General features: G+C 42.6%; 14 protein-coding genes. 7 read left to right on the plus strand and 7 right to left on the minus strand.

The window, feature by feature from the left end; translation table 11 throughout:
• Positions 1-20 precede the first annotated feature (20 nt).
• Positions 21-1,535 carry a 2,3-bisphosphoglycerate-independent phosphoglycerate mutase gene (gpmI, locus tag KO473_RS04805; protein WP_005812161.1) on the minus strand — a complete coding sequence of 505 codons (1,515 nt, stop codon included), beginning with the start codon at positions 1,533-1,535 and terminating at the stop codon, positions 21-23.
• A gap of 287 nt (positions 1,536-1,822) precedes the next feature.
• Between gpmI and KO473_RS04810 the strand changes: the two genes are divergently transcribed.
• A complete protein-coding gene (locus KO473_RS04810; RefSeq protein ID WP_005779298.1) occupies positions 1,823-2,749 on the plus strand; it encodes a magnesium transporter CorA family protein in 927 nt (308 codons plus the stop codon).
• A gap of 11 nt (positions 2,750-2,760) precedes the next feature.
• Here KO473_RS04810 and KO473_RS04815 read toward each other — a convergent pair whose 3' ends face one another.
• The 3 genes from KO473_RS04815 to KO473_RS04825 form a co-directional block, all read right to left on the minus strand.
• Complete coding sequence (locus tag KO473_RS04815; protein WP_005822775.1) at positions 2,761-3,366, minus strand: ribonuclease HII; 606 nt, start codon at positions 3,364-3,366, stop codon at positions 2,761-2,763.
• 580 nt (positions 3,367-3,946) lie between these two features.
• On the minus strand, positions 3,947-6,151 hold the full coding sequence (locus KO473_RS04820) for a sodium-translocating pyrophosphatase (protein WP_005779303.1): 2,205 nt from the start codon (positions 6,149-6,151) through the stop codon (positions 3,947-3,949).
• A 121-nt stretch (positions 6,152-6,272) separates the two neighbouring features.
• Complete coding sequence (locus tag KO473_RS04825) at positions 6,273-6,827, minus strand: hypothetical protein (RefSeq protein WP_005779307.1); 555 nt, start codon at positions 6,825-6,827, stop codon at positions 6,273-6,275.
• 241 nt (positions 6,828-7,068) lie between these two features.
• Between KO473_RS04825 and KO473_RS04830 the strand changes: the two genes are divergently transcribed.
• The 6 genes from KO473_RS04830 to KO473_RS04855 all read left to right on the plus strand — a co-directional run bounded on the left by KO473_RS04830 (position 7,069) and on the right by KO473_RS04855 (position 18,959).
• Positions 7,069-9,228, plus strand: a complete 2,160-nt coding sequence (locus KO473_RS04830) for an alpha-galactosidase (RefSeq protein WP_122130165.1) — start codon at positions 7,069-7,071, stop codon at positions 9,226-9,228.
• Positions 9,229-9,462: 234 nt separating this feature from the next.
• A complete protein-coding gene (locus KO473_RS04835; RefSeq protein ID WP_122130136.1) occupies positions 9,463-10,041 on the plus strand; it encodes an RNA polymerase sigma-70 factor in 579 nt (192 codons plus the stop codon).
• 49 nt (positions 10,042-10,090) lie between these two features.
• Entirely contained in the window at positions 10,091-11,239 is a 1,149-nt protein-coding gene (locus KO473_RS04840; protein WP_122130135.1) for a FecR family protein, read from the plus strand.
• A 165-nt stretch (positions 11,240-11,404) separates the two neighbouring features.
• A complete protein-coding gene (locus tag KO473_RS04845; RefSeq protein ID WP_122130134.1) occupies positions 11,405-14,797 on the plus strand; it encodes a SusC/RagA family TonB-linked outer membrane protein in 3,393 nt (1,130 codons plus the stop codon).
• Between the two features lie 10 nt (positions 14,798-14,807).
• Complete coding sequence (locus KO473_RS04850; RefSeq protein WP_122130133.1) at positions 14,808-16,658, plus strand: RagB/SusD family nutrient uptake outer membrane protein; 1,851 nt, start codon at positions 14,808-14,810, stop codon at positions 16,656-16,658.
• 102 nt (positions 16,659-16,760) lie between these two features.
• A complete protein-coding gene (locus tag KO473_RS04855) occupies positions 16,761-18,959 on the plus strand; it encodes an alpha-N-acetylglucosaminidase (RefSeq protein WP_005822757.1) in 2,199 nt (732 codons plus the stop codon).
• A gap of 150 nt (positions 18,960-19,109) precedes the next feature.
• Here KO473_RS04855 and KO473_RS04860 read toward each other — a convergent pair whose 3' ends face one another.
• From KO473_RS04860 to sufD, 3 genes are all read right to left on the minus strand, one after another.
• Positions 19,110-19,430 (minus strand): heavy metal-binding domain-containing protein, encoded by a 321-nt coding sequence (locus KO473_RS04860; RefSeq protein ID WP_005822750.1) that lies wholly within the window; start codon positions 19,428-19,430, stop codon positions 19,110-19,112.
• A 261-nt stretch (positions 19,431-19,691) separates the two neighbouring features.
• Positions 19,692-20,903 (minus strand): cysteine desulfurase, encoded by a 1,212-nt coding sequence (locus KO473_RS04865; RefSeq protein ID WP_005822747.1) that lies wholly within the window; start codon positions 20,901-20,903, stop codon positions 19,692-19,694.
• A gap of 11 nt (positions 20,904-20,914) precedes the next feature.
• Positions 20,915-22,258 (minus strand): Fe-S cluster assembly protein SufD, encoded by a 1,344-nt coding sequence (gene sufD / locus KO473_RS04870; protein WP_005779333.1) that lies wholly within the window; start codon positions 22,256-22,258, stop codon positions 20,915-20,917.
• Between the last annotated feature and the right edge of the window lie 8 nt (positions 22,259-22,266).

Raw genomic sequence — 22,266 nt, forward strand, 5'->3', positions numbered from 1 at the left:
CCTATCTGTTTATCAGGCTTTTACTTAATTAAAACTTGACCGTTCATTTCAGCAGGAGCTTCCAATCCCATAATCTTCAGGATAGTAGGAGCCACATCTGCCAAACGTCCGTCTGCTACCTTTGCATCTTTGTTTTCTGTCACATATACACAGGGTACAGGATTCAAAGAGTGAGCCGTATTGGGAGTACCGTCTTCATTCAGAGCGTGGTCAGCATTACCGTGGTCAGCAATGATGATAGCCTCGTAACCCTGGGCTTTGGCAGCTTCAATGGTATCTTTCACGCAAGCATCTACCGCAACTACCGCTTTCTCAATGGCTTCGTAGATACCGGTATGGCCTACCATGTCACCATTTGCATAATTCACAACGATAAAATCGTATTTATTCTCGTTGATGGCAGCCACCAATTTATCTTTTACTTCATAGGCACTCATCTCCGGTTTCAAGTCGTAAGTGGCAACTTTCGGAGACGGAACCAAGATACGTTCCTCGTTATCGTACGGAGTTTCGCGACCGCCGTTAAAGAAGAATGTTACGTGAGCATATTTCTCTGTTTCGGCAATGTGAAGCTGTTTCATTCCTTTAGCAGCCAGATATTCTCCAAGTGTGTTAGCAACATTTTCCTTGTCGAAGAGAATGTGTACACCTTTGAACGAAGCGTCGTACGGAGTCATACAGTAATACTGCAACCCGGGAATAGTGTGCATACCCGCCTCCGGCATATCCTGTTGCGTCAAAACGACTGTCAGTTCCTTAGCACGGTCATTACGGTAATTGAAGAAAATAACGACATCGCCTTCCTTAATGGTACCGTCTACACTGGCATTCACAATCGGTTTGATGAACTCATCCGTTACACCTTCATCGTAAGACTCCTGCATAGCTTGCACCATGTCAGCAGCTTTCTTACCAATACCGTTTACCAACAGGTCATATGCCTCTTTCACACGTTCCCAACGTTTATCACGGTCCATGGCATAGTAACGTCCGATAATAGAAGCTACTTTACCGGTAGACTTGGCACAGTGTGCTTCCAACTGTTCGATAAAGCCTTTACCGCTTTTCGGGTCTGTGTCACGTCCGTCCATAAAGCAATGAACGAAAGTATTCTCAATATTATATTCTTTAGCAATATCACAAAGTTTGAACAGGTGATCCAGAGAACTGTGCACACCGCCATCTGAAGTCAATCCCATGAAATGGATATTCTTTCCATTTTCTTTTGCATAAGAGAAAGCTGAAACGATTTCCGGATTCTTCAGGATGCTGTTATCACGGCAAGAGAGGTTGATCTTTACCAAATCCTGATAAACTACACGTCCTGCACCGATATTGAGGTGACCCACTTCTGAGTTACCCATCTGTCCGTCGGGCAAACCTACGTTTTCACCGCTGGCCTGCAACTGAGAGTGAGGATAGGTCTCCATCAGATAATCCCAGTACGGAGTAGCAGTGTTGAAGATTACGTCATCTTTCCCGTGGTCGCCTAATCCCCAACCATCAAGAATCATTAAAAGGGCTTTCTTACTCATAATATTCTAAAATTTAATTGTCGTTCTGATTTTCGGGTGCAAAGGTACAAAAAAGTTAATTACGAACACGTTTAATCTATGTTAAGCTATCTCCCTATCAGACAAAAAGGAAGAAAAAATGCAGTGGATTTGAAATGATTTCCTTACTTTTGCGCCGCTTTAAAAATAAAAAACAGAATATGGACGATTCAAACCCGCGAACGTGCAACAGTATTAACTAACACGAACAGAGTCATTCTGCGGTAATGCCTCTGCTCGGACATCAACAAACGAAAGGAGGCAATAAGATGAGAACATATCTTTATTGTGAAGCCGGCTTTGTGGAAAAAGCACAATGGCTTCCGAACAGCTGGGTCAACGTAGTGTGCCCGGACAGCAGTGATTTTAAATTCCTGACCGAAACGCTGAAAGTCCCTGAATCTTTTTTAAACGATATAGCCGATACCGATGAACGCCCGCGAACGGAAACCGAAGGTAACTGGCTGCTGACCATTCTGCGCATACCGGTACAGAACACTCAAAGCAGCCTCCCCTACATCACCGTCCCCATCGGCATCATCACCAACAATGAAATCATTGTTTCGGTATGTTACCATCAGACGGATATGATTCCGGATTTCATCGAGCATACCCGCCGGAAAGGAATCGAAGTGCGCAACAAACTCGATCTGATTTTCCGCCTGATTTATTCCTCGGCAGTCTGGTTCCTGAAGTACCTGAAACAGATAAATATTGACATCACCGCTGCCGAAAAGGAATTGGAACGCAGCATCCGTAACGAAGATTTGCTACGCTTGATGAAGTTGCAGAAGACACTGGTCTACTTCAACACCTCCATCCGCGGCAACGAAGTGATGATCGGTAAACTGAAAACCATCTTTCAAGATACCGACTTTCTGGATGAAGAGTTGGTGGAAGACGTTATCATTGAACTGAAGCAGGCGTTCAATACGGTCAACATTTACAGCGATATTCTCACAGGGACGATGGATGCCTTTGCGTCTATCATCTCAAACAATGTGAACGCCATCATGAAACGCATGACAAGCCTTTCCATCACATTGATGATCCCCACGTTAATAGCCAGTTTTTATGGCATGAATGTGGATATACACCTGGAAGAGATGCCTCATGCCTTCATGCTGATTATTCTGATATCCGTACTCCTGTCGGCTCTTTCTTTTGTTATCTTCAGGAAAATAAAGTGGTTCTGATAAAGAATCGTCTATTTAGGAAACAACTCCAGCTGTGCATCGCCTAACAGGTTGAAGGTCATACGATGATAAGGAGTAACACCGTTTTCGGCAATAGCCGCACGGTGTTTTTTCGTCGGGTACCCCTTGTTATGGTCCCAGCCGTAACATGGAAATTCCTGATGCAGCCCATTCATATAGTCGTCACGATACGTTTTTGCAAGAATAGAGGCGGCAGCTATCGAAAGATACTTGCCGTCTCCCTTTACGACGGTGGTGTGGGGAATATCGGGATATTTCCTGAAACGGTTTCCATCGATCAGCAGATGCTGAGGACGGGTTTTTAGCCCATCTACTGCCCGGTGCATGGCAAGAAACGAAGCATTCAGGATGTTTATCTTATCAATCTCTTCGGGTGAAACAATGCCGACTGCCCAAGCGATGGCTTCCCGTTCAATCACTTCGCGCAAAGCATAACGTTGTTTCTCGGACAACTGCTTGGAGTCATTCAACAACTCGTTCTCAAAATCTTTGGGCAGGATCACAGCAGCGGCATAAACCGCACCCGCCAGACAACCACGTCCGGCTTCATCACAACCGGCTTCTATCAGTTCTTCGTTTAACCAGGGTAAGAGCATCGTTTCTTTTATTTAACATGGCAAATGTAATCAATTAAACGGAAATGAACAACAGAACAAACCGAATCTCATCTTACTATCCGGAATAGGAACATCTACCTTTTCTGCAAAAAGATTAAGAAGAAAGCAAGCATCCGTCATAGCATCTATAACACATTAAGAATAAGAGAACAAGCATCTGTTACCGTAACTTTATCCCGGCCCTTGTACCCGGGCTGATGAGCCCGTATACCTGTGCCCATGGGCCCGCATACCCGGGCTTATGAGCCCGGGTATGCGGGCCGGGATAAACTTCAAACCATAATCGCTAAAGGTATGAAGGAAAGCAAAATGCTATTACTGACATTTATCCATAGAAAAGCAGTTTCATCTATCTAACTCCCAGATATTTAACATTAAACCAACCTCCCTGAAAGAGGGTGGAAGATGGAAGATAGAGGTGGAAGATAAACGGCCTTAAAAACGCATCTTCCACCTTGTTAACACACAATGATACAAGCAATTGGTCATTAAAAGGTGGAAGATGGAAGATCGAAACACATTTTCTGTAGGAGAAGGATAAAACGATCTTTTTTAGAACTCAGAACAGGCTCCAGGCAACAGTCAATCCCGCCATGACGATAGCAACCATGCTCATCAGTTTAATCAGGATATTCAGGCTCGGACCGGACGTATCTTTAAACGGATCACCGACAGTATCACCCACCACTGTAGCTTTGTGTACCTCGCTGCCTTTACCGCCAAAGTTCCCTTCTTCCACATATTTCTTCGCATTATCCCATGCTCCGCCGGCATTGGCCATGAAAATGGCAAGTACAAACCCACTGCTCAATCCGCCAATCAGCAAGCCTAATACACCGGGGACACCAAATATCAGCCCGGTAAGAATCGGCGCAACGATGGCAATCAGAGAAGGAACCACCATTTCACGTTGTGCTCCTTTCGTAGAGATAGCGACGCAACGCTCGTAATCCGGTTCGGTCTCTCCGGTCAGGATACCTTTCATCTCGCGGAACTGACGTCGTACTTCATCTACCATGTGTCCGGCCGCACGACCGACTGCATTCATAGTCAGTCCACAAAACAGGAATGCCATCATCGAACCGAGGAACATACCGGAAAGTACTTTCGGATTCATCAGGTTTACTTCATAGTAATTCATGAAGTCTACAAAGGTGGCATTAGCCGTAGTAATGGTATCTCCATTCGGGAAGGTCAGTTCCAGATTACCCAAACGGGTCAGTCCGATACGGATCTCCTCGATATAAGATGCCAGCAATGCCAATCCTGTCAGAGCTGCCGAACCAATGGCAAACCCTTTTCCGGTAGCCGCCGTTGTATTTCCCAGCGAATCGAGCGCATCGGTACGTTTACGGACCTCTTTACCCAAAGCGGACATTTCTGCATTGCCACCGGCATTATCTGCTATCGGGCCATAAGCATCCGTAGCAAGCGTGATACCCAATGTAGAAAGCATACCGACAGCAGCGATACCGATGCCATAAAGCCCCATTCCTACATTGTCGAAGTCGAAACCGGAAGCCAGCAAATAGGAGGCAATGATGCCGATCACCACCGCAACCACCGGAATAGCCGTAGATAACATACCAAGCCCGATACCTGAAATAATAACTGTGGCGGGACCGGTTTTACCGCTTTCACTCAACTTCTGAGTAGGACGATAGGATTGAGAAGTATAATATTCCGTCGAACGACCGATGACAATACCCACAACCAGCCCTACAACTACCGCACACGAAATCCACATCCAGTTGTCCAGTCGCAAGAGCCATAGGATGAAAAAAGTAGCCACTACAATCAAAGCCGAGCTCAGATTTGTTCCCCAAGCCAACGAACCAAGCAGATCCTTCATGGTGGCATTCTCCTTGGTGCGGACAGAGAAAATACCGATAATGGAAAGAATGATACCGATAGCAGCAATCAGCATCGGGGCAATCACAGCTTTAAACTGCATCACCGTATCACCCGTATGAATAAAGGCGGCAGCACCCAAAGCAGCCGTTGCCAGAATAGAACCACAATAAGATTCATACAAGTCGGCACCCATACCTGCCACATCGCCTACATTATCACCTACATTATCGGCAATGGTAGCAGGATTACGCGGATCGTCTTCCGGAATGCCGGCCTCAACTTTACCTACAAGATCGGCTCCCACATCAGCGGCCTTTGTATAAATTCCCCCGCCTACACGGGCAAAGAGCGCCTGTGTACTGGCACCCATACCGAAAGTGAGCATCGTAGTGGTAATGATACAGAGTTTATGGGTAGGTGTCAGTGCATCAGCAGGAATCGCCCAGTTAAGCAACAAATACCAGAAAGAGATGTCGAGCAACCCCAACCCTACTACCACCAGTCCCATCACAGCCCCACTTCGGAAGGCAATCCTAAGTCCGGCATTCAGTGACGTACGCGCAGCGTTAGCAGTACGTGCCGAAGCATAAGTGGCAGTTTTCATTCCCAGAAAACCCGAAAGTCCGGAGAAAAAGCCCCCGGTCAGAAAAGCTATCGGTACCCAGGCATTCTGTACCTGAAAACCATAAGCCATTACAGAGAACAGAATCACGAGTCCCAGAAAGACCCAGCCAACAATCTTATACTGTTGCTTCAGATAAGACATAGCGCCCCGACGTACAGCAGCGGCAATCTTAATCATTTGCGGAGTACCTTCGCTCTCTTTCATCATTTGCTTATGAAAATAGAGCGCAAAACAGAGAGCCAGAACAGAGGCAAGCGGAACAAGCCAGAAAAGGATGCTATCCATAGACGTACAATATTTAAAGGTTTAACGAAAGCCTAAAAGTATTGAATCTAAACGAGATAACCAAATATTTTTGCCTTTTGCTGCTGCCAGTCCCGAAAAATGGGAGCAGATACAAAACGCTTCATCTCTCCTGCTTCTTTAAATAAAACGCCGGACAACGACTGTTCAGAAAAACAATTTTCCCTTCGCGGAAAGTCAATTTGCCATACTGTTTGTAAAGCCACTTCCGGTGTTGCTCGTCGGAAACGCCTTGCCGCTCTATCAATGAATCAGACATTACAAATCCGCCACTGCTCAGCCGAATAGTATACCACGTACGAGGATTCTTATCTCGTGTTACCCGTCTTTTATTTACCCGATAAGTTTCCGTACCGCTCGTGACGCGTTTCGTGGAAATATGCACAGTATCCCGGTAATGGAAACGTAATCCATCATAATATATCTGCTCCGGCTTTCTTGAGGAGCTCTTTTTCTCCCACAACTTAATATCATATACCGAATCATTGACCGGATTAATCGCCAAACGATAGTCCTGGGTCATGAAGCCGTCAGCACGGTGAATCCTATGCTCTCCTATCATCTCATCGGGAATCGGTCGCCTGTAGAGATTGCAGGCGGTAATCAGAAAAAGAAGCACAAGCATAGCTCCCGGAATTAGTTTCAGACTTGTTTTCATCCTCCTTTATTTTTAGCTCTCCAAAATTACACAATTTTATGTTATGCAAAAACAAAGTAGCGGAACGATAATTCCCGCAATAAAGGAATCTGCCCTGAAAGTTGCACTACTTGCCGGAGAACCACTTAACAAACAGAAGTATGGATTCCCGTTTGTTTCCTTTCGTTTCATTTGTGAATATAGCGAAGTTTCCTTTACTTTGCATGCACAATGCATATTTTATAACATCAATAATAATACCATGAAAAAATTACTTGCAACACTATTGGTTCTTACAGCCTGCCTCCATGTAAGTGCACAAGAATCGAAGCAGATTCGCATCTCGACAGAACGGACAGACCTTATTTTAGAAGTCGCTCCGAACGGACGTCTATATCAGGCTTATCTGGGTGACAAACTATTAAACGACCGGGACCTGAGCCACCTTTCAGGGCGATCCCGCGGATGGGAAGTATATCCGGGATCCGGTGGGGAAGACTATTTCGAACCGGCTGTAGCCATTACAAACAACGACGGTAACCCCAGTACCATCCTGCGTTATGTGTCCTCGGAACAGAAAACAGTAGAAGGAGGGACAGAGACCATCATCCGGATGAAAGACGACCAGTATCCGGTAGATGTGACGTTGCACTATGTATCTTATCCTAAACAAAATGTAATCAAGACATGGAGTGAGATCACGCATCAACAGAAGAAACCGGTCACTCTATGGCGTTATGCTTCAACGATGCTTTATTTCGCAAACCAAAAATATTATCTCACCGAATTCAGCAGTGACTGGGCCAAAGAGGTACAGATGAGTACACAACAGCTGCAACCGGGCAAAAAAATTCTCGATACAAAATTAGGAAGCCGCGCAGCCATGCACATGCAACCTTTCTTCGAACTCGGACTGGAACAGCCTGCACAAGAACATCAGGGACAAGTAATATTGGGTACCATTGGCTGGACAGGCAACTTCCAGTTTACTTTTGAGGTAGACAACGAGGGGAACTTGCGGGTAATCCCTGCCATCAACCCGTATGCTTCGGATTATCAATTAAAAGCAAACGAAATATTCACTACCCCGGAATTTATCTTTACCCTGAGTAACAACGGTACGGGAGAAGCCAGCCGCAATTTACACAACTGGGCACGCAACTACCAACTGAAAGATGGCCAGGGAGACCGGATGACTCTCCTCAATAATTGGGAGAACACTTATTTCACTTTCGATGAAGAGTTATTGGGTAAATTGATGAAAGAAGCCAAACATCTGGGTGTAGATATGTTTCTGCTCGACGATGGCTGGTTTGGGAATAAACATCCACGCAACGACGATCATGCCGGCCTGGGCGATTGGGAAGCAATGAAAAGCAAACTTCCCGGAGGTATCCCTGCATTAGTAGAGAAAGCGAAAGAAGCTGGTGTCAAATTCGGTATCTGGATAGAACCGGAGATGGTGAATCCTCAAAGTGATCTGTTCGAAGCACATCCCGATTGGGCAATCCATTATCCGAACCGTGAAACTTATTATTACCGTAATCAATTGGTACTCGACCTGAGCAACCCCAAAGTACAGGATTTCGTATTCGGCGTAGTCGATAAGATTATGACGGAAAACCCTGATGTAGCTTTCTTTAAGTGGGATTGCAACAGCCCCATCACCAATATCTATTCTCCCTATCTGAAAGACAAACAAGGACAACTCTATATCGATCATGTACGCGGTATATATAATGTATTGAAACGGGTCAAAGAAAAATACCCCAATGTTCCGATGATGCTATGTTCCGGCGGTGGTGCACGTTGCGACTACGAAGCACTGAAATACTTCACAGAGTTTTGGTGTTCGGACAATACCGATCCGATAGAGCGTTTGTTCATCCAGTGGGGTTTTTCACAATTCTTCCCTTCCAAAGCCATGTGTGCCCATGTTACAAGTTGGAACAGCAGGACGAGTGTAAAGTTCCGTACCGATGTTGCCAGCATGTGTAAATTGGGATTCGACATCGGCCTGAAAGATATGAAAGCGGACGAACTGACTTATTGCCAAGAAGCCGTGGCAAATTATAAGCGCCTGAAGCCTGTCATACTGGATGGTGATCAATACCGCCTCATCTCTCCATATGAAAGCAATCACATGGCGATTATGTATGCCGCACCGGATGCTTCGAAAGCTGTTCTCTTCGCATATGATATCCATCCCCGCTTTGGCGAGAAACTGCTCCCGATTAAGCTCCAGGGACTTGATGCCGGAAAAATGTACCGGGTGAAAGAAATTAATCTAATGCCGGGCCGGAAATCGAATCTACCGGGTAATGAAAAAACTTTCTCCGGTGATTACCTTATGAAAGTTGGGTTGAATGCATTCACTACTTCACAGACCAATAGCCGAGTAATAGAACTGGTGGCAGAATAAACTTATTACTATCAACCCACAAAACACAGATGCAAAAGGCGGGGCACTTTGACAGTATCCCGCCTTTCATTTATGGTTAACACAAAACATGCAAATAAAAGCAGGAAAAGTTAATCCAACCTTTAAATACCACATATTATTAAATTAAAGAACGAAAGAATATAATAAATATAAAGAAAAGAAGTTTATATTTTATATTTTTGCAGCACACATATAGCAACCATTACTCTATATATGAACAACGACATCGAATATATCAGCAAGATAAAGAAAGGAGAAGAAGCTTCTTTCCGTCATTTTGTGAATAGCTACTCGAAAGACTTGTTCTACTATGCACAGTGTTTCGTACGAACCAAAGAAACTGCTGAAGAAGTAGTCAGCGATGTCTTTCTGGATGTATGGAGGCACCGGGAAGAAATAGAAGAAATCAAGAATATAAAAGCCTGGTTGCTTACATTAACTCACAACAAAGCCATCTCTTATCTGCGAAAAGCGGAAAATTCAAATGGAATAACCTCTTGGGAAGAAATAGACAGCTTCCAGATAATCGGAAATCTGCAAACTCCCGACGAACAGATGATCAGTAAAGAAGAGATAGCCCAAATCAATAGCCTCATTCAAACACTTCCTCCCAAATGCAAGGTAGTCTTCGTTCTTGCCAAGATAGAACGCCTACCCTATAAAGAAATAGCCGAAATGTTGAACATCTCAATAAAGACCATTAATGTACACGTTGCCAAAGCATTAGAGATCATCTCGAGCGGTCTGAAAAATAAATCAGAAAATAATCTAAAAAAGATGGAATCCGGATAGGACATTCCCGGGTAAACTGCGTCTTTATTTATGTAACCCTATTAAAGTAATGAGAAAGAATAAGTTTAAATCATTTGCCTCACGCCTGAATAAGGATGGCGACCATCCGGAAAAGATATCATTTAAGTCTCCGGAAGAGCAGGCCGAATATGATAAGCTCGACTTTCTCTGGAACCGATGTCACTCCGAAGAAATGAGTGAACCGGATATATGGGCAAAAGTGCGGGAAAAGATAAATGCCGGCAACACACCGGTCCGTCTTACCTCAAAGATTAATAAAACGACACGACTGTTCAGTATCCTGAGATATTCGGCAGTTGCGGCTTCTGTAGTCCTGTTGATAGGAATAAGCTGTTTTCTTCTGTTGAATGACGAAGAAAGGCATGACTTAAATAAGATCGCGCAAAGTCTGCAAACGGAAATTCCACACGAAATTAAAGAAGTAACACTGGTCGTTTCAGATCAAAAAAAGATAGAATTGGATAACAATGCCCAAGTCGTCTATTCCGCGACGGGCCAAGTGCAGGTCAACTCTAATAAACTTGCAGAAGATGACAGTAAAGAGGAGTACAACCAGATTATCGTTCCGAAAGGCAAACGCTCGCAGATTGTCTTAGCCGATAACAGTAAAATATGGATCAATTCCGGAAGTAAAGTTATTTATCCCCGCACATTTGAAGGGAAATATAGAGAAATTTATGTGGAAGGAGAAGTGTATCTGAATGTGACACATGATGCTTCGAAACCATTTATTGTGAATACTTCCGGATTTGAAGTACGCGTTTTGGGTACATCTTTCAACATATCGGCCTACAAAAATCAGGAAAAAGCCACAGTCGTACTGGTGGATGGTTCGGTCAATGTAAAAGACCAGCAAAATCACCATATAAAAATGGTGCCTAATGAGAAAGTGGAACTTAATGAGAAAGGTATATCGGGAAAAGAGAAAGTAAATGCCCGTGACTATATCAGTTGGATTGATGGGATATGGACTTTGCAGGGAGAAAGCCTGAAACAAGTTTTGCAACATTTACGAGATTATTACGGTCAAGACATACGATGTGCCACTGCAGTAGAGGACGAGCAAATGTTTGGTAAACTCTACTTGAATGATGATCTAAATCAGGTAATGAAGTCAATTCTGTCTATTTTACCTGCTGAATATACAATGAAAAACAATGTTATCTATATAGAATAATACAAGTTTAAAGCAACCAATGTTTAACCTTAAAAAAACACACCATTATGTAGAAAAGAAAGTAGATAAAAAAGAAAATCGGATAATACGCCCATATTATCCGACTCTAATGACTTTTTATTAAATCACAAACTTTTAATGATTAACTAAAATCAATGTAAATGTATGAAAAAGAAAGCAATTCCTTGTCATAAGGCAGGGAGGATTACGTCCTTTTTTTTATTAATTAGTATTTTTTTACTAATGCCGAGTATCACTACTCCGGTTTACGCTGCAAAGACTTATGCTCAGCAAACTGTTTTCACGCTTCACGCAAGTAATAAAACCGTGAAAGAAGTGTTTGAATACATCGAGGAAAACAGTGAGTTTGTCGTCCTGTACTCAAAAGATCTCCTTCCTGTACTACAGAAAAAAGTATCCATTTCGATAGATAAACAGGACGTTGAATCGATTCTGAATATTTTATCTAAAGAAGCAGGATTGAAGTATAACATTAACGACCGTCAGATCACAGTTACCAAAGTTGCGGCAGAAGCACCGCAGCAGGAGAAAAAGGAAATAAAAGTTACTGGAAAAGTTCTTGACGAAAATGATGAAGGAGTTCCTGGAGCCAATGTTGTGGTGAAAGGTGATAAGACTAAAGGCACAATGACAGATATAGAAGGTAATTTTACTCTCACAGTCCCAGCTAATACGGTCTTGGTAGCCAGTTTTATCGGATATACCCCTACCGAATTTCCTTTAAACGGCAAAACAAACGTCATTTTAAAAATAGCTCCAGATGCTAAACAACTCGACGAAGTGGTCGTTGTCGGATTTGGCGCCCAAAAGAAAGCGAGTGTCGTAGGAGCTGTGCAAACGGTAAAAGCCAGTGAACTCCGTTCACCATCAAGTACACTAAGTAATTCATTTGCCGGACGTATCGCCGGTGTAGTAGCAGTGCAGCGTGGTGGCGAACCAGGTGCCGATGGAGCAAATTTCTGGATACGTGGTATTTCAACCTTCGCCAGCAACACATCTCCACTCGTTTTTATTGATAATGTAGAAGTATCTATCGGTGATTTGAATGCCCTTTCTCCGGAAGTAATTGAAGGATTCTCGATTCTAAAAGATGCAACAGCCACGGCATTATACGGTGCACGAGGTGCCAATGGAGTTATGTTGATTACAACCAGAAATGGTAAAGACATGGAAAAGGCACGAATCAACATCCGTGTGCAAAATTCCTTTACGCAACCTACCAAAACCGTAAAAGTAGCAGATGGTATAGACTATATGATTGCAAGAAACGATGCAGTACTAAACCGTACTCCGAATGCGCAACCTTATTATTCTGAAGAGGTTATTGAAGGAACACGTAAGCAACTAAATCCATACATTTATCCGAATGTAGATTGGGAGAATTATCTATTTAAAGATTTCACCACTACTCAATCTGCCAATGTAAATGTTACCGGTGGTGGTAAACGTGTCACTTATTTCCTTAGCGGTACCCTAAACAATGATAACGGTATGCTAAAGAAAGACTCCAAAAACAACTTTGACAACAACATCAATCAGCTACGTTTATCCTTACAAGCAAATGTGGGTGTCAATTTGACATCAACCACTAAGGCTAATGTGCGACTAAACGCTCAGGTACTGGATTACTCAGGTTCTGCCGCTGGAACCGACGCAATCTATCAAGGCATTTTCGAAGCCCCTCCCGTTATGTTTGCTCCGGTACTTCCCGCACAAAATGGCGAAGACTATATTCTGTTTGGTAACCGTAACGGTGGACCGGTTTCCGGTAGATACCGTAACCCATATGCTGAAATGGTCAGAGGATATTCCGAAAAAAACGAATCTACTATGATCGCGAGCCTCGATCTTGAACAAGACCTCAAATTCATTGTTCCAGGATTAAAAGCCAAAGGATTGATATCTTTCAAAAACTGGGCTACAACCAACGTAGTACGTTCTTTCGACCCTTATTTTTACGGAATCAAAGACTACGAACAAGGAGCCAACGGTGAATACACTTATACCTACGAGGCTATCACAAAAGGTAGTAAAGCTCTTTCCACAAGTACATCTAATGGAGGCGACCGTTTGCTTAACTACCAACTTTCATTGGACTACGCACAGACCTTTGCAGACAAACACAATGTTGGAGCAATGTTAGTATATCTGCAAAGAGATTACAACCAGAATGCACCAGCTGACTTTTACGCTACTCTACCGGTACGTAACCAAGGTATCGCAGGGCGTGTTACTTATGGGTATGATGACAGATACATGATTGAAGCCAACTTTGGATATAATGGTAGTGAGAATTTTGGAGAAGGTAAACGTTTCGGTTTCTTCCCCTCAGTAGCTATCGGATACAACATTTCTAACGAGAACTTTTTCACTCCATTGAGAAAAGTCATTTCTAATCTGAAAATCAGAGGTTCTTATGGAAAAGTAGGTAACTCGTCAACTGATTCTCGTTTCCCTTATCTGACCTACGTAAATCTGTCCGGAGCATCCTATATATTCGGTAACAACTGGCAGAATAAGGGAACAGGCGCCATAATCACAAGATACGGTGCAGCCGGCGCACGCTGGGAAACCGGTATAAAAGCCGATATGGGAGTTGAGTTGAATTTGTTCAATTCATTAAATATCACTTTTGACTGGTTTACAGAAACCCGTAAAGACATTTTCATGCGCAGAAACATCGTACCGGCAGAATCAGGTATTACGGGGGATTTACGCCCATACGCTAACTTAGGGAAAGTGAAAAATCAAGGTGTCGACCTAAATATTGAGTATAATAAAGCTTTCTCCAGAGATCTGATTGCATCATTAAAAGGTAGCTTTACATACGCAAAGAACACACTTCTTGAAGCAGACGAACCCAGCTATCCGGAAGAAGAAGCCTACCGTTCCGAAATCGGCAAACCGCTGAATCGTTATACCGGATTGATAGCAATGGGATTATTTAAAGATGAAGCAGATGTTGAGAATAGCCCGGAACAGACTTTCTCTCCGAACCTGAAACCAGGAGACATTAAATACAAAGATTTAAATGGAGACGGGAAAATCGACAGCAATGACATGACTGAAATAGGTGATCCAACGGTCCCTCAAATTGTATACGGTTTCGGAGGCTCTGTACAATACAAAAGCTTTGACTTCTCTGTCTTCTTTCAAGGAGTCGCCAAAACAAGCCTAATGATGCAAAACATTCATCCGTTTACATCCGACCAGACAACCTTGCTCGATTTTATAGCAAAAGATTATTGGACAGAAGAGAATCCTAATCCAAACGCAGAATATCCTCGTTTAATCAGCAATCTCGACTCACATAATAACTTTATGAATTCGACCTACTGGTTAAGAAGTGCCGCTTTCTTGCGTCTGAAAAATGTAGAAATAGGTTATACCTACAAAGTAGCGCGCCTCTTTATATCAGGCCAGAACTTGTTAACCTTCTCTCCATTCAAGCACTGGGATCCGGAACTTGGTGGAGGAAAAGGACTAACTTATCCAAACTTACGTGTTGCAACAATCGGTTTACAATTAACATTTTAAATGAGTCTATATGAAAAAGTTAATATTTATTCTTACACTCTTTACTGCAGTTCTCTTCCATAGCTGTGACTATTTGGATATAGTGCCAGATGATACCGCCACATTGGAAGACGCTTTTAAAAACGAAACAACAGCAGAGAATTTCATTTATTCTTGTTACTCTTTTATCCCTCAATATAACAACTGCCGCACTAATTTCGGTTGGCTGATGTCAAACGAAACAGTTTGTTCCAAACACTGGGGATTACAGTGGTTCTCTTTTTTGCAGATGCAGCAGCTACAATATAGTTCCAGTAATCCGGTTCTGGATATTTGGCAACAGTGTTATAAAGGCATCAAACAATGCTATATATTTCAAAGTAATATCGACAAGGTAGTTCCTATGACGATCTCGGCCGCTGAATACGAAGCTAAAAAGAAAGTATGGCTTGCAGAAACCAACTTCCTGATAGCCTATTTCCACTCGGTACTGCTACAAAACTACGGTCCGGTAGTGATTGTCGATTCAGACATTCCATTGGACGGAGAGGGAGACACATTTTTCCGTCCCCGTAAGCCATACGACGAATGTGTCACGACAATTGGAGGAATGTTTGATAAAGCAATTGCAGATTTACCTTTAACTGTCCCCAGTAGTGACCTTGGACGTGCTACCAAAGTTGTTGCCCAAGCATTAAAAGCAAGAATGTATCTATTTGCAGCTAGCCCATTATACAATGGCAATAGTGAATTCTACTCAGATTTTAAAGATCAAAACGGAACCCCATTTATCAATCAGACATATGACAAAGCTAAATGGAAGACTGCGATGGATGAGACTAAAAAAGCAATCACTTTAGCCGAGCAAGCTGGTAATGAATTATACCGATATGCAAGCAGTAGACCACTTAGCAAATTTGATCAGGCTGTAGCTAATCAACGCTATACAATGGTAGATCCATGGAATAAAGAACTTATCTGGGGATACAGTGGCGTAAAAGAAGATGCTACTAATCAGAACTTTTTTCAGGTGCTGGTTATCCCTAAAGGATTTTGTCCACGAGGTCAGGCTCCCATTGGCGGTATCGGTCCTTCTTTAGAGGCTGTGGAATTTTTCTATTCCGAAAACGGGATTCCATGTGACCAAGATCCGAGCTATAAATGGGAAGACCGCATGAAGATCATGCCTAATGACTCCACAATTTATCTGCACCGTAAACGTGAACCTCGTTTTTACGCCTTTGTAGGATACGACCGTGGTCCATACGAAATAAATAGTGATACCGTAACCTTGAGACTTCGCTTTGGAGAACAAAACGGTGTAGCGCAAGCCGACTTGAATGCTGACCACCTCTATGGCGGATACGCTTTAAAGAAAGGCGTCTGCCCTTCTGACCAAGCTTTAAATTCAGGAACATTCACTATTGACACATATCCTTTCCCGATTATCCGTTTAGGAGAATTATATCTCAACTATGCAGAAGCATGCGCTGAATATAACGGAACACTGGATGCTGACGCAACCCGTTACTTTAATGCCATTCGCGAAAAAGCAGGCTTACCGACACTTGCCGAATCTTTTGGCAATCCAACCGGTGACGCATTAGTAAAAGTGGTACGCCGTGAAAGAATGAACGAATTAATCTTTGAAGGACATTGGTTATATGACCTGAAACGTTGGAAAGAAGCTGAGAGGTTCTTTGCGAAAGACGCTAATGGTATGAGAGGCTTGAATTCAGCCGGTGCAACAGCAGAAGAGTTCTATACAGCAAGAGTTTTGCCTGAACGACCGTTAATCTTTACCCAAAAGCAATATTTATATCCTATCAAACAGGATTACATTGACATCAATCCGAATCTGATTCAGAATCCAGGATGGTAAATAAAATGTTTTCGATAGAGTAATTATATAATAGAGGGTGAATGGGTTTAATATAAATTGATTCACCCTCTTTTTTTTAAAATTTTAAAAGCAAAATAGTTTATGATGTCGTACATAAAAAGTAAAAACACAACGTTTTTTATACTATTTATATTCTGTCTCTGTACCACTATGATACACGCAAAAGAGAGTAACTTACAACGTCTTGCCAACAAAATGGTACCTAACCAAGCAAAAAACATCGTCTTTGAAAGAGTTGTAAACGAAACTGACTTCTTTGAGTTAGAGACCAAAGGCAAAAAGTTAATTATTCGAGGGAATAACGGCATTTCCATGGCCCGTGGACTAAACCATTATATGCGTTATTATCTGCACAGCACTACAAGTTGGACGGGACATAATCTATCATATACATCTTCTTTGCCCATAATAAAAGAAAAAATACATGTAAATGCTACGTTGCCATTAAGATATTATTTGAATTATTGCACATATAGTTACTCTATGGCTTTTTGGAACTGGACACAATGGGAAGATGAAATAGACCGTATGGCTATGCAAGGCATCAATATGCCATTAGTAGCAGTTATTGGGCAGTATGCAGTCTGGCAAAACACACTTCGACGCTTGGGATACTCAGAGAAAGAAATATTGGACTTTTTACCGGGAGCCGGTTACGAAGCATGGTGGTTAATGGGAAATCTTGAAAAATTCGGTGGTCCGGTTTCACAACAATTCATTGATCGGCAAACACAGCTTCAAAAGAAGATGATAGACCGGATGAGAGAATACGGTATGGAACCTGTGCTACAAGGTTTCTATGGCATGGTACCCAACAGTATGATCACTAAATTCCCTAATGCAGACATACGAGATGCAGGTAAATGGATCACCTACCAGCGTCCAGCATTCTTAGTTCCTTCAGATCCTCTATTTGCCAAAGTTGCGCAAATATTCTATGAAGAACAAGAGAAACTCTTTGGAAAGTCCCGCTACTATGGTGGAGACCCTTTTCATGAAGGAGGCAACTCAGAAGGGATTAATATAACAGAGGCAGCCTCTGATATATATAAAGCAATGAAAGCCAACAATCCAGATGCTATATGGGTGCTCCAAGGTTGGGGTGCAAATCCTTCGTATGCACTATTAAAGGGGCTTAAACAGGGCGAAGCGCTAATACTCGACCTAATGTCATGCGCCCGTCCTCAATGGGGTGGCGATCCTTCATCACAATCCCATAGAGAAGACGGCTACCTGGATCATAACTGGATCTGGTGCGCTTTACCTAACTTTGGCGGACGTATCGGAATGTATGGAAAACTTCAGAGCTACGCTACAGGCGTTATAAGAGCAGAGCATCATCCCAAAGGAAAATACGTATGTGGAGTGGGAACTACCCCGGAAGGTATCGGAACAAACCCGATTGATTATGATATGGTATACGATATGGCCTGGAGAACAGACAGTATAGACGTAAAAAGCTGGATAGCCAATTATACAACCTACCGCTATGGTTCTCCAAACAATAATGCGAAAGCAGCCATGCAGCAATTATCCACTTCTGTATACAATTGTCCATGGGCAGCAGATGGTCCACAAGAGTCTTATTTTTGTGCCCGTCCATCATTAAAAATAGATCGCACATCATCTTGGGGAACAGCTCATCTGTACTATCAGCCTATAAATGTCCTCCAAGCACTGGAACATCTGCTAAAAGCAGAGAATGAGTTAAAAGAAATCGACACCTACCGCTACGATGTAGTAGATGTTACTCGCCAAATGTTAGCTGATTATGGAAAATATATTCATAAATGCATAGCAGATGCTTACTATGGAAAAGACACAGAAAAATTTGATTTTTACACTTCAAAGTTTCTTCAAATGATTTCTGACCAAGATTTGCTATTGAGTACACGCAAAGAGTTCCTATTAGGAAAATTCATAAGACAAGCAGATGCATGCGGTTCGAATCCGATGGAAAAAAGGATGTTTATAAATAATGCAAAACGTCAGATTACAACTTGGGCTTCTGTAAATTCAAGCCTACATGAATATGCACATAAAGAATGGAACGGAATATTGGGTACTCTATATGCTCCGCGTTGGAAAGCATACTTCGATTACCTTCGCACTAAATTAGAAGGAAAAAATCCAAAAGAAATTGACTTCTTCACGATGGAAACCGATTGGGTAGAAAGCAAGAAGGAGTTTTCTGCAGTACCTATCAAGAAAGAAATAGAGATAGCTAAAACGATTTATCACAATTATGCTAACGAAATAAAGCAAGCTTATTTAAAATAAACTAAGATCGAAACAGTTTGTATTTTATCATATGAGAGCTTCATCTCAACCTTATCGTTCAATAGAAAGATAAAAATACAAAGCTATAATGAAAATAATGGCGAGTTTTTCTGAAAAGCTCGCCATTATCATAGACATATAATTATATTTTCATTCCAAAAATACAGCTGTCCCGCTGGCAGTTACCATCAACATACTACCACTTCCCCCAACTGTTTCGTAATCCAAATCAACTCCGATCACAGCATTAGCGCCCATTTGGCGAGCCTGTTCAGACATTTCTTTCAGAGCAGTGTCCTTTGCCTGACGAAGCACTTCTTCGTATGAACCGGAACGTCCGCCTACTATATCACGAATACTGGCAAAAAAGTCACGAAAGACATTGGCACCTATAATTGTTTCTCCAGACACAATGCCGTAATAAGTGGTTATTCGTTTTCCTTCGATAATTGGAGTGGTTGCTAATAACATAATTCTTTTCTGTTTATAAGGTTTATATTATTATTAGACGCAAAAAGAGGCGAAAAGTTACAAGGAACCGGCTATTTATTATTTGTATATTCTCAAAAGCTACATTCGGAAATGAAACTTTATCCACTTAACATCTAATGATATACTCGAAGACTCGCCTTTTATCAATATAATTTCAACACTCGGATATTATAAAAAAAGTGTCGTGAAAACCCATTACTTTCACGACACTTTAATATTTGTCAGAATACACACACTGGCTTAGAACATCTTACTAACCCGCTCGATGCCGGCTACAAGGTCATCAATTTCTTCTTTTGTATTGTACATAGCAAAAGATGCACGAACTGTACCTTCAATACCCAAACGGTGCATTAATGGTTCTGCACAATGATGACCGGTACGAACGGCAATACCCAGCCGATCGAGCAGAGTCCCCATATCCAGATGATGTATGTCACCTACCAAGAAAGAAACTACGCTACTTTTATGTGCAGCCTCACCAAAGATACGCATACCCGAGATCTCTTTCAATCGCTGCATAGCATAGATGGTAAGCTCATGTTCGTGGTCAGCTATATGATCTAAACCAATGCCTGTGACATAATCCAAAGCCTTGGCAAGTCCGGTAGTAGCAATATAATCGGGAGTTCCAGCCTCGAATTTAAATGGTAATTCACCGAAGACAGTCTTTTCAAATGAGACGGACTGGATCATCTCTCCTCCACCCTGATAAGGCGGAAGACGCTCAAGCCAATCTTCCTTTCCATATAAGACGCCTATTCCGGTAGGCCCGTATATTTTATGACCAGAGAAAACAAAGAAGTCAGCATCCAAATCCTGTACATCCACCTTCATGTGAGGAATGGATTGAGCACCGTCAATCATAACAGGTACTCCATGAGCATGCGCCGTGGCAATCATCTCTTTCACCGGATTGATTGTTCCCAGTACATTGGACACTTGGGTTACGCTGACGATCTTAGTACGCTCAGAAAAAAGCTTTTCGTACTCATCAAGTAACAGCTCACCTTTATCATTCATCGGAATGACTTTAATCGCAATCCCTTTACGGGCTGCCAGCAACTGCCAAGGTACGATATTACTGTGGTGTTCCATCACTGAAACAATCACTTCATCCCCCTCTTGCATGAACTCTTCACCAAAACTGGAAACAATTAAATTAATGCTTTCCGTTGTCCCTCGAGTGAAAATGACCTCACGAGTACTACGGGCATTAATGAACTGACGTACAGTTTCACGTGAAGCCTCATGCAGCTCCGTCGCCTGCTGAGACAGGAAATGAACCCCACGGTGTACATTCGCATTGACCGAGTAATATTCATCTACAATCGAGTCAATCACCAAGCGCGGCTTCTGAGTAGTCGCTCCGTTATCTAAATAAACTAAAGGCTTGCCATATACCGTACGGCCGAGTATGGGAAAGTCTTCACGTATCTTCTGAATATTCATTTTATCACTGATTATTTGCAAATAGAACACCCCTGGCACTTATTCAGTTCACCACGGAAACGTTTTTCAACCAACAAATGCAGGCGATCTTTCAATGCCTCCAAACGAATGGTATCAATCACCTCGTTGACAAAAGCAAACATCAACAGCAAACGGGCTTCCTTCTCTGCAATACCACGAGCACGCATGTAGAAGAGAGCATTTTCGTCCAATTGACCTACTGTGGCTCCATGGGAGCATTTTACATCGTCGGCATATATCTCCAATTGTGGCTGAGTATACATACGGGCATCACGAGTGGCACAGAGGTTACGGTTTGTCTGCTGAGAACTGGTATGTTGTGCATCCGGACGTACAAGTACCAATCCGGCAAAGGCACCCACTGACTGATCATCAAGTACATACTTGAATAACTCATTACTGGTACAATTCGGCACAGCATGATCTATCGAAGTATTATTGTCCACATGTTGGTTTTTATCGGCAATGGCCATGCCACAAAGATTAATCTCGGCACCTTCACCGGCAAGGGTAACCTCTGTCGTATTACGGGTTGTCCCGTTGTGAAGTGTCATCCCATTGAGCAGTACATTGCTATTCGCTCCCTGCTTCACATACAGATTGCTGAAACGCACTGTGCTGGTATGGGTCTCTTCCAGTTCGTAAAGATCGAAAACAGAGTTTTCTTCCGCAAACACTTCAATGACTTGCGTTGCCAGAAAGTTCACATTATCCATGGCATGATCACAAACCAGCAAACGGGCCTGAGCTCCCTCTTCAAGGATAATCAGCACACGTCGGTTTACCATGAAATTGACATCTGCACGAAGTATATTAACCAACTGGATGGGTTTATCAACAACCACATTCTTCGGAACATACATCAGTACTCCGTCTTGAGTAAAAGCTGTATTAAAGGCCGTTACTGCATCCTTCGAAGTATCTGCCAACTTACCATAATACTTTTTTACAAGTTCCGGATGTTGCTCAGCCATTTCTCTCAGACCGCCGAAAATAACTCCCTCAGGTAATCCGGACTTAGGAAGTGCCTGATTGTAGAATGCATCGTTCACCACAAAAAACAATGAGGTACTCATATTCGGAACATCGCATTTAAACACCTCATAAGGATTCACCGGAATGGGTAGACGATTCAGGTTCAAGCCGTAATCCGGCTCGAAGAATTTACTGACATCCGTGTATTTGTACTTTTCCTGCTTCCGCGTAGGAAATCCCTGACGCTCGAAATCAGCAAAAGCTGCCGCTCGGGGAGCATTCATGGGCTCGGCACTATGACGACAGATCATCGCTTCACACTGAGCAAAAAGATCTATGTATTGCTGTTCTACATTCATAATCACAC

Source organism: Bacteroides sp. HF-4919 (genome assembly GCF_018860125.1).

Bases quoted from the DNA above. Each gene is read 5' to 3' on its own strand.
- gpmI (WP_005812161.1), bottom strand. From the start codon at position 1,535: ATGAGTAAGAAAGCCCTTTTAATGATTCTTGATGGTTGGGGATTAGGC.
- KO473_RS04810 (WP_005779298.1), top strand. From the start codon at position 1,823: ATGAGAACATATCTTTATTGTGAAGCCGGCTTTGTGGAAAAAGCACAA.
- KO473_RS04815 (WP_005822775.1), bottom strand. From the start codon at position 3,366: ATGCTCTTACCCTGGTTAAACGAAGAACTGATAGAAGCCGGTTGTGAT.
- KO473_RS04820 (WP_005779303.1), bottom strand. From the start codon at position 6,151: ATGGATAGCATCCTTTTCTGGCTTGTTCCGCTTGCCTCTGTTCTGGCT.
- KO473_RS04825 (WP_005779307.1), bottom strand. From the start codon at position 6,827: ATGAAAACAAGTCTGAAACTAATTCCGGGAGCTATGCTTGTGCTTCTT.
- KO473_RS04830 (WP_122130165.1), top strand. From the start codon at position 7,069: ATGAAAAAATTACTTGCAACACTATTGGTTCTTACAGCCTGCCTCCAT.
- KO473_RS04835 (WP_122130136.1), top strand. From the start codon at position 9,463: ATGAACAACGACATCGAATATATCAGCAAGATAAAGAAAGGAGAAGAA.
- KO473_RS04840 (WP_122130135.1), top strand. From the start codon at position 10,091: ATGAGAAAGAATAAGTTTAAATCATTTGCCTCACGCCTGAATAAGGAT.
- KO473_RS04845 (WP_122130134.1), top strand. From the start codon at position 11,405: ATGAAAAAGAAAGCAATTCCTTGTCATAAGGCAGGGAGGATTACGTCC.
- KO473_RS04850 (WP_122130133.1), top strand. From the start codon at position 14,808: ATGAAAAAGTTAATATTTATTCTTACACTCTTTACTGCAGTTCTCTTC.
- KO473_RS04855 (WP_005822757.1), top strand. From the start codon at position 16,761: ATGATGTCGTACATAAAAAGTAAAAACACAACGTTTTTTATACTATTT.
- KO473_RS04860 (WP_005822750.1), bottom strand. From the start codon at position 19,430: ATGTTATTAGCAACCACTCCAATTATCGAAGGAAAACGAATAACCACT.
- KO473_RS04865 (WP_005822747.1), bottom strand. From the start codon at position 20,903: ATGAATATTCAGAAGATACGTGAAGACTTTCCCATACTCGGCCGTACG.
- sufD (WP_005779333.1), bottom strand. From the start codon at position 22,258: ATGAATGTAGAACAGCAATACATAGATCTTTTTGCTCAGTGTGAAGCG.